This is a genomic window from Pedobacter sp., assembly GCF_040513095.1.
Lineage (GTDB): Bacteria > Bacteroidota > Bacteroidia > Sphingobacteriales > Sphingobacteriaceae > Pedobacter.
This window is the reverse complement of sequence record NZ_JBEVDX010000151.1, coordinates 1-8,117: the sequence shown is the minus strand read 5'-3', so window position 1 is coordinate 8,117 and position 8,117 is coordinate 1. Positions and strand designations below refer to the sequence as shown.

5 protein-coding genes are annotated in these 8,117 nt (G+C 42.0%); all 5 read left to right on the top strand.

Annotated features, from left to right (window positions below):
- Positions 1-112 precede the first annotated feature (112 nt).
- Positions 113-691 carry an RNA polymerase sigma-70 factor gene (locus ABWY16_RS16900; protein ID WP_353905834.1) on the top strand — a complete coding sequence of 193 codons (579 nt, stop codon included), beginning with the start codon at positions 113-115 and terminating at the stop codon, positions 689-691.
- A gap of 76 nt (positions 692-767) precedes the next feature.
- A complete protein-coding gene (locus ABWY16_RS16895) occupies positions 768-1,904 on the top strand; it encodes a FecR family protein (protein ID WP_353905833.1) in 1,137 nt (378 codons plus the stop codon).
- Positions 1,905-2,173: 269 nt separating this feature from the next.
- Positions 2,174-5,413, top strand: coding sequence for a TonB-dependent receptor (locus ABWY16_RS16890; RefSeq protein WP_353905832.1), 3,240 nt, complete (start codon positions 2,174-2,176; stop codon positions 5,411-5,413).
- A 19-nt stretch (positions 5,414-5,432) separates the two neighbouring features.
- Positions 5,433-7,025 (top strand): RagB/SusD family nutrient uptake outer membrane protein, encoded by a 1,593-nt coding sequence (locus tag ABWY16_RS16885; RefSeq protein ID WP_353905831.1) that lies wholly within the window; start codon positions 5,433-5,435, stop codon positions 7,023-7,025.
- Positions 7,026-7,166: 141 nt separating this feature from the next.
- Positions 7,167-8,117: alpha-N-acetylglucosaminidase (locus tag ABWY16_RS16880; protein ID WP_353905830.1), on the top strand; the 951-nt coding region annotated here is incomplete at its 3' end.

The window sequence follows — 8,117 nt, the reverse complement described above, 5'->3', positions numbered from 1 at the left end:
GAATTTATTTTTAGTCTTTTTCATTAAATATTGAATTTTCAAACATTTTTTTTAAAGATGTCATCAAATTATTACTATAATTACACAATAAGTGTCTTTTTATTGATTATGTATGTCGTCTTATAGCTCGTTTAATGATTCAGAACTCGCTATCTTCTTTAAGGAAGGGGACAAAGATGCTTTTGCTGAAATTTTTGAACGCTATAACAATGTTTTGTTTGCACATGCTTACAATAAGCTACGAAATAAAGAAGAAGCCAGAGATGTTGTCCAGGATGTATTTGTCACATTTTGGAATAAACGTGATCAGATCGTATTAAAGAGTAACCTGTCCGGTTATCTGTATGTGATGGTTAGAAACAGCATTTTTTCCCTGATCAGCCATAAAAATGTAGTAAATCAATATGCCACTTCATTCAACCAGTTCAAGTATGCGTGTGAGCCTATAACAGACCACCTGATTAGGGAGAAACAACTTGCTGCAATCATAGAAGCTGAAATTGCCGCACTGCCTCCGCGGATGCGGGAAGTGTTTGAACTGAGTAGAAAGGAAAACCTGCCTAATAAGCAAATTGCCGAGAGATTAGGCCTGTCAGAATTTACGGTGGCAGACCAGATAAAAAAGGCACTAAGGGTACTTAGGCTGCGTATTGGTTTAGTGCTGGTTGTCGCCTTGCATTTACTCCCCTAAAAAGATTAATTTTTTTACTTTTCTTATCCCCGATCCGCTTTTCTGAAAAGTCTTACTACTATAGACCAGGAATTTAATGGAAAGGGACGAAGAAAAATTCAGCGCTTTATTGCAGAAATACAATGAAGGTAAATGCAGCCAGGAAGAGATTGCATGGCTTGAATCATGGTATCTGCAATTGAACGAGAAAGATAAAGCAAAGTTATCCAGGGCTGAATTGGATGAAGAGAAATTGCTCATCTGGGCGGCGGTTGAAAATCAAACCCGTGAAATCCATGTCGTTAAACTATGGCCAAAGATTGCTGCTGCAGCTTCGCTCTTGCTTGTACTTGGTACAGGCTTATTCTTTTACCACGCTGATCGTACCACTTCAATGCCTAAACTCGCTAAAACTTCCATTTATAAAAATGATATTGCACCCGGCGGTGTGAAAGCTACCCTTACTCTGGCCGACGGGCGGAAAATTACTTTAGATGGTGCTAAAAATGGCGAGCTTGCTGCAGAGACTGGAATTACCATCACCAAGACAGCAGATGGTCAACTGGTTTATACAGTTTCAGATTCAAAATCCAAAAATACAGCTGCTTTCAATACAATTTCTACGCCTAAGGGCGGCCAGTACCAGGTTCGGTTGCCTGACGGAACTGAAGTCTGGCTGAATGCGGCATCTTCATTAAAATTCCCGGTTTCATTCAACAACAGCAAACAGCGGAAGGTTGAACTGCAAGGTGAAGCTTACTTTGAAGTAGCACATAACAAACAAAAGCCCTTTGTTGTAAAGACTCACAGGCAGGATGTAGAAGTGCTTGGGACACATTTTGATGTGAATTCCTATCCTGATGAGCCTGTGACCAAAACAACATTACTTGAAGGCAGTGTAAAGCTTAACGGTGCAACTATACTAAAGCCAGGTCAGCAGGGAATAAGTAAGGGCAGCAGCATCAATGTTAAGCAGGTAGATGTTGATGACGAATTGGACTGGAAAAACAAACAGTTTATCCTCAATGACGAAGACCTGCAGGTGGTTATGCGCAGATTAGCCAGATGGTATGATGTGGATGTAGTGTATGAAGGCAAGCCGGCAGATATTCAGTTTGTAGGAGTTGTATCCAGTACAAGGAATATCTCAGGCGTATTAAAACTGATGGAGCGTACCGGAAAGGTGCATTTTAAAATAGAGGGCAACAAGATAACTGTACTCAAACAGCCATAGACAAAATCAACAGACCATTTCATTTATTATCAACCAAAACCAAACAAACATGAAGAAAATCTACAAAAAGGGTTCATAATTGCCACCGGAATACGGTCAGAAAAAAGAATACCGGATTGAGTCGAAGCAATCCGGTAAAAGTCCGGGCGTATAAAATTATGATGTGAACTAACTTAATCTCAACCCAAAACCAATCAAAGGTAATGAAATTTTACAACCATCACGGTAGTAGATATAATATCTGCTGTCCCAAACAATTATTGCGAATTATGAAGGTAACCATACTCATAATGACCATTGCTTTACTTCAGGTGAGTGCCGCATCTCTGGCACAAAAAGTTAACCTTGATAAAAAAAATGCGCCATTAAAGGCTGTTTTCAATGAGCTTGCCAGGCAAACCGGTTACGACTTTCTGGTAGATGCGAAAACACTGGAGAAAGCCAAACCAGTAACGGTAAGTCTTAAAAATGTATCACTTGAGGATGCACTCCAAATATGCTTTAAAGATCAGCCATTGGAATACTCTATAGCCGATAAGAGCGTGGTGATCAAGGAAAAGGAGAAAACCATTGTTGATCGTATTAAGGAATATATCAACGCAGTAATTATTACCGGAACTGTAGTGGATGAAAAGGGTGCACCTTTGCCAGGTGTTTCAGTGCAAATTAAAGGCACTGCTAAAACTGTGGCTACTTCAAGTACAGGAGCGTTTTCTATCAGTGCGGACAAAGGTGCGGTATTGGTATTTCGTTACATAGGTTTTGAAGCGAAGGAAGTTACGGTAGGCAACGAGAATAATCTGAAGATCACGCTCAGGGAAGATCAAAAAGCCCTGAATGAAGTTGTGGTAGTAGGTTATGGTACCTCTACGAAAAAAGAACTGACCAGTGCAATCACTACCGTAAAAGCTGAGGATTTCAATGCTGGTGTTGTGACCAGCCCGGCAGCATTGCTGGAAGGAAAAGTAGCAGGTTTAAATATTACCAGTGACGGTAACCCGAACGGATCGGCAACGGTAACTTTAAGGGGGCCTTCATCACTTAGACCAGGAGCGGCATCTTCCCCTTTTTATATTATTGACGGAGTACCGGGGGCAGATTTCAACCTGGTTGCCCCTTCAGACATAGCCTCTATAGATGTATTGAAAGATGCTTCTGCATCGGCCATTTACGGTACAAGAGCAACCAATGGGGTCATTATAGTGACTACCAAAAAGGCTAAACCTGGACAATTGAGGATGAACTATGATGCATATGCCTCTATGGAAAAGATTGCTAACCAATTTGATCTTGCTTCAGCAGATCAATTAAGGGCCTATGCAGCGGCAACGGGTCAGAGTTTTACGCCCGAGAACGACAACGGCGGTAATACTGACTGGAGGAAGGTAACACAGCGTAATAACGGTTTTGCCCAAAATCATAACCTATCATTTGGTGGCGGTTCAGAAAAAACCACGTTTGGTGGTAGCCTTAACTATCTGGAGAATCAGGGAATTATCAAAAACACTGGTTTTGATCGTTTTGTAGGTCGTGTAAATCTTTCACAGAAAACTTTAAATGATAAATTGAAGCTGGATTTTTCATTGAGCAACTCTGTAACCAATTCAGATCTGCTGGTAAATGATATCCCATTAACAAAGCTGGATGGTAAAGATCCCGGATTCTTTAAATCCATCATTCAGTACTTGCCTACCCGTACTGTCTATAATGCTGACGGCTCCTTATATGTGGATCCAACCTTAGTATTAGGTTATAACCCCCTGGGGCTGATCACAAATGATACTTATAAACAGAAAATCAATTTGTTGCTGGGGAATGTAAAGGGAGAACTTAAATTACCTGCTGATATTTTTTACAACTTTAACCTTGCCTATCAGAACAGGACTACTTTCAATGATACCTATTATAATTCAAAGTCGGAACTTGCACAAAACCTCAACGGTTCGGCCATCCGCTCAACTTATCAGGATACTAAAAAACTATTTGAAAACTATTTAAGCTATGCGCATAAATGGGGTAATGACCATGACTTTAAAGCCCTGGTTGGTTATTCTTATGACGAGACCACAACCGGAAACGGCTTCCAGTCTACCAACCAAAACTTTATTTCTGATGAAACAAGTTATAATAACCTTGCTCTAGGTACTGCACCGGCAGGATATAGGGTCAACTATGGTATCGTCCAGGTAGAAACACTTCGTCTGATCTCTTTTTACTCACGCTTGAATTACAGCTACCTGGGTAAATATATCTTCCAGGCATCTGTGAGACGTGACGGATCAAACGCTTTTGGCGCAAACAACAGGTGGGGTTATTTCCCTGCAGGATCTGCGGCATGGAGAATTATTGATGAATCCTTTATGAAATCACAAACGATCTTTGATGATTTAAAAATCCGTGTTGGTTACGGTAAAACTGGTAACTCACAAGGATTCCCGGCTTATACGCCGTTAACACAATATGGAACGACGGGTAACTTCTATTACAATAGCGCTTTTATTGGCGCAATAGGGCCGACGCAGAATCCCAACCCGAATTTGAAATGGGAGACTACAGGTACAGTCAATGCCGGGGTTGATTTCTCTGTCCTCAAAGGAAGATTAAGTGGTTCGGTAGATCTGTATCAGAAGAAAACTACTGACATGATCTCGGTGATTCCTGTTTCCACGGTAACTAACCTGGTGGCGAATTTGACTGCAAATGTCGGCAGCATGGACAATAAGGGTGTTGAGATCAGTTTGAACGGAACCCCGGTAAAATCAGCCAGCTTTAGCTGGGAAACCTACGGTAACATTTCCTTCAATAAAAATAAGATTACCTCACTGGGTGAAAACCTGTCAAAAATCTATGCTGGTGTTCCTGAAGGTCCTGGACAAAGTGGCGTTACCGTATCCATCATAGAAGCAGGATATCCGCTTGGACAATTCTATACCCTTAAATATCTTGGCCTGACCAACGGAGTATCAACCTTTCTTGGCGCTGATGGCAATCCGACAATCACCCCAAAAAGTACGGATCAAACCTATGCAGGTAATGCACAGCCAACTTACATCTTTGGATGGGGCAACAATTTCAACTACAAAAATTTCAGCCTCAACTTCTTTTTCCGTGGACAGGGTGGCAACAAGATCATGAATGCCTCCCTTGCAAGTTACAATCAGCCTAACCAGGTTACGGCCCATAATGTTCCTGTGTTAACACTTTCAGAACCTGTTACAGATATCAATGCACACCGTTATTCTACCAGGTATCTTGAAGATGGTGATTTTATAAGGTTAAGCAATGCAACCCTCGCCTATAAATTTAAGGTACCCGGAAATTATGTTCATGGTATCCGCTTTTATGTGACCGGTACAAACCTGCTATTGATCACAAAATATAAAGGTGTAGATCCTGAATTAAACCTGAGCCTGAATAATCAGGCCAGCGGACAGTTTATAGGTGTTGACAGCAATAACTTCTATCCAAAAACAAGAAGTTTCTTAGCTGGTATTCAATTGGAATTATAGTAACCCAAAATCAAACAAAATGACTTTTTATAAACGACATATAATTTTAGGCTTCTTAGCCTTCGCAGGATGTATCGCCGGCATGACAGGCTGTACCAAACTTGATATTACTCCGGTAAGTTCACTTACGCCTGCAAATTTCCCTCAAACGCCAGCTCAGTTTATTGCGGCGGCGGGGCCAATTTATACTAAATTCCGTGGCGGCCCTGACCGTTCTTACTGGATAACTGCTAATATTGCTGCCGATGAAAATGTAATGGTGGCCAGAGGCGGTAACTGGTTTGACGGGGGTATTTACGCGGCCATTAATTTGCATACTTATGATCAGGACAATTCTTTGATACTCAATAACTGGACCTGGGGATTTGGCACAATCAGTACCTGTAATCAGGTTTTATCTTTGTTTAGCACAGTAGCTGAAAGCACAGCTAAAGCCCAGACTGTTGCGGAGATCAAAACGATGCGCGCCATGTCTTATTTCTATATGATGGATTTGTATGGAAACATTCCTGTTTCCAAAACATTTGGAGATACGACGAATCTGGCTACACAGTCGCGCGCACAGGTTTTTGCTTTTATCGAGAGTGAATTGCTGGAACAGATCCCTAATTTGAGCACTACCGTAAATGCCACAACGTACGGAAGGCCAACTAAGTACCTCGCTTATGCAATTCTGGCGAAGATGTATATCAATGCTACTTATTATGTAGGTACTGACAGGAATGCTGATGCGGTAAAAATGTGTGACAATATAATCAGCTCTGGAAAGTATGCACTCGATGCTGATTATCTGGGTATGTTTAAACCCAATAACGGGCCACAAATTAAAGATTTCATTTTTGCAGTTCCATTTGATAATGTGCAGGCACTGGGCCAGTACTATGCCAGATTTACTATGCATCCTGCTTTGCGTGCAAAGTATAGTATGCCTTATTCACCTGCCGGACCAATCTATTCGTATTCAAGTTATTATGCTTTATATACCGATTCAAAGGATATCCGTAGAAAACAGTATTTAACTGGTAAGCAGTATACTTATGCAGGGGTACCAATTACAGTTACTACGACTAATAAAGGCCTGGATGACAATTACTCAGGTCCCAATCCAACTGGAACGGTAGTGCACCAGTTAGAATTTACGCCTGATATTGTATGGAGAAACAATGCCACATTTGATATCGGCAATGACGAGCTGGCAAACGAGCAAGGTTACAGAAATATTAAGTTTTATCCAGACAGCACGTCGACTGTCAGAGATCAAAGCAACGATCTTCCAATGTTCCGCTATGCAGATATCCTGCTTACTAAGGCAGAAGCAATTCTGCGTGGTGCCGCTGCTACAAATGGTGAGACGGCACTATCACTGGTAAATACAGTTAGGGCGCGTGCGCAGGCATCTGCGCTAACAGCAGTAACATTGCCTGTTATCCTGGATGAGCGGGGCAGAGAGCTGGCAATGGAAATGTGGCGCAGAAACGACCTGATCAGATTTGGCCAATACGAAAAACCATGGGGTATCAAAACTAATGCTGATCCACAACGCCGAATTTTCCCGATTCCGAAAAGTGAAATCCAACTGAATCCCAAACTGGTACAAAACCCAGGCTATTAAAATAATATTACACGCTGTGCAAATCCTATTTGCATCGCGTGCTTTTACTACCTAAATTACACGCTGACAGAAGTTAGTCGGCATGTCTGAACCACAAATTGAAATGCCTGACCACTCTGGTTGATCAATCAATAAACCAATATGGAAAATAAGAAGAAGTTAGTGTGCTTATTGCTTTGTTTACTGCCGGTAATCACATTTGCGCAGTTTAAAACTGCAACCTCATACGCGCTCATCAAGCGTGTAATCCCTGCCCGTGCATCATCTTTTATCGTAGAAGAACTGCCTGCAGCTGCAGCTAAAGATGTTTTTGAAGTAGAAAGTTCCAAAGGGAAAATCATTTTGCGGGGCAATAACGGTGTTGCCGTTGCCTCTGCTTTATACCATTACCTTACTGAATATGCCCATTGCCAGATCACCTGGAATGGAACCAATTTAAATATACCGGCAGTACTGCCGGTGGTAAAAGAAAAAGTTCATAAGAAAACCCCATATGAATATCGCTATTATCTCAACTACTGTACTTACAATTACAGTATGAGCTGGTGGGATTGGAAACGCTGGGAGAAAGAAATCGACTGGATGGCTTTGCATGGTATCAATATGCCTTTAGCGCTTACCGGACAGGAATATACCTGGTACGAAGTGTACAAGGAAATGGGCTTTACAGACAAAGACCTGAGCACGTTTTTCAGCGGACCAGCATTTTTCGGCTGGTTCTGGATGGGCAACCTGGATGGCTGGGGCGGTCCTTTGCCACTGAGCTGGATGACCAGCCACCGCGATCTGCAGCAGCAGATCCTGAAGCGCGAGCGCGAACTGGGGATGAAGCCTGTGCTGCAATCTTTCACAGGTCACGTACCATCTGCCTTTAAACAACGCTTCCCGGCCTCAAAACTCAAACAAACCAACTGGAGGAACGGGTTTGATGACACTTATATCCTGGATACCGAAGATCCAATGTTTGAAGAGATTGGAAAAAAATTCCTGCAGGTTCAAACAAAACTTTATGGCACGGATCATCTCTATTCAGCCGATACTTTTAATGAAAATGAGCCGCCCACTGATGATCCTGCCTATTTATCAGCCCTG

Bases quoted from the DNA above. Each gene is read 5' to 3' on its own strand.
- ABWY16_RS16885 (WP_353905831.1), top strand. From the start codon at position 5,433: ATGACTTTTTATAAACGACATATAATTTTAGGCTTCTTAGCCTTCGCA.
- ABWY16_RS16895 (WP_353905833.1), top strand. From the start codon at position 768: ATGGAAAGGGACGAAGAAAAATTCAGCGCTTTATTGCAGAAATACAAT.
- ABWY16_RS16900 (WP_353905834.1), top strand. From the start codon at position 113: ATGTCGTCTTATAGCTCGTTTAATGATTCAGAACTCGCTATCTTCTTT.
- ABWY16_RS16890 (WP_353905832.1), top strand. From the start codon at position 2,174: ATGAAGGTAACCATACTCATAATGACCATTGCTTTACTTCAGGTGAGT.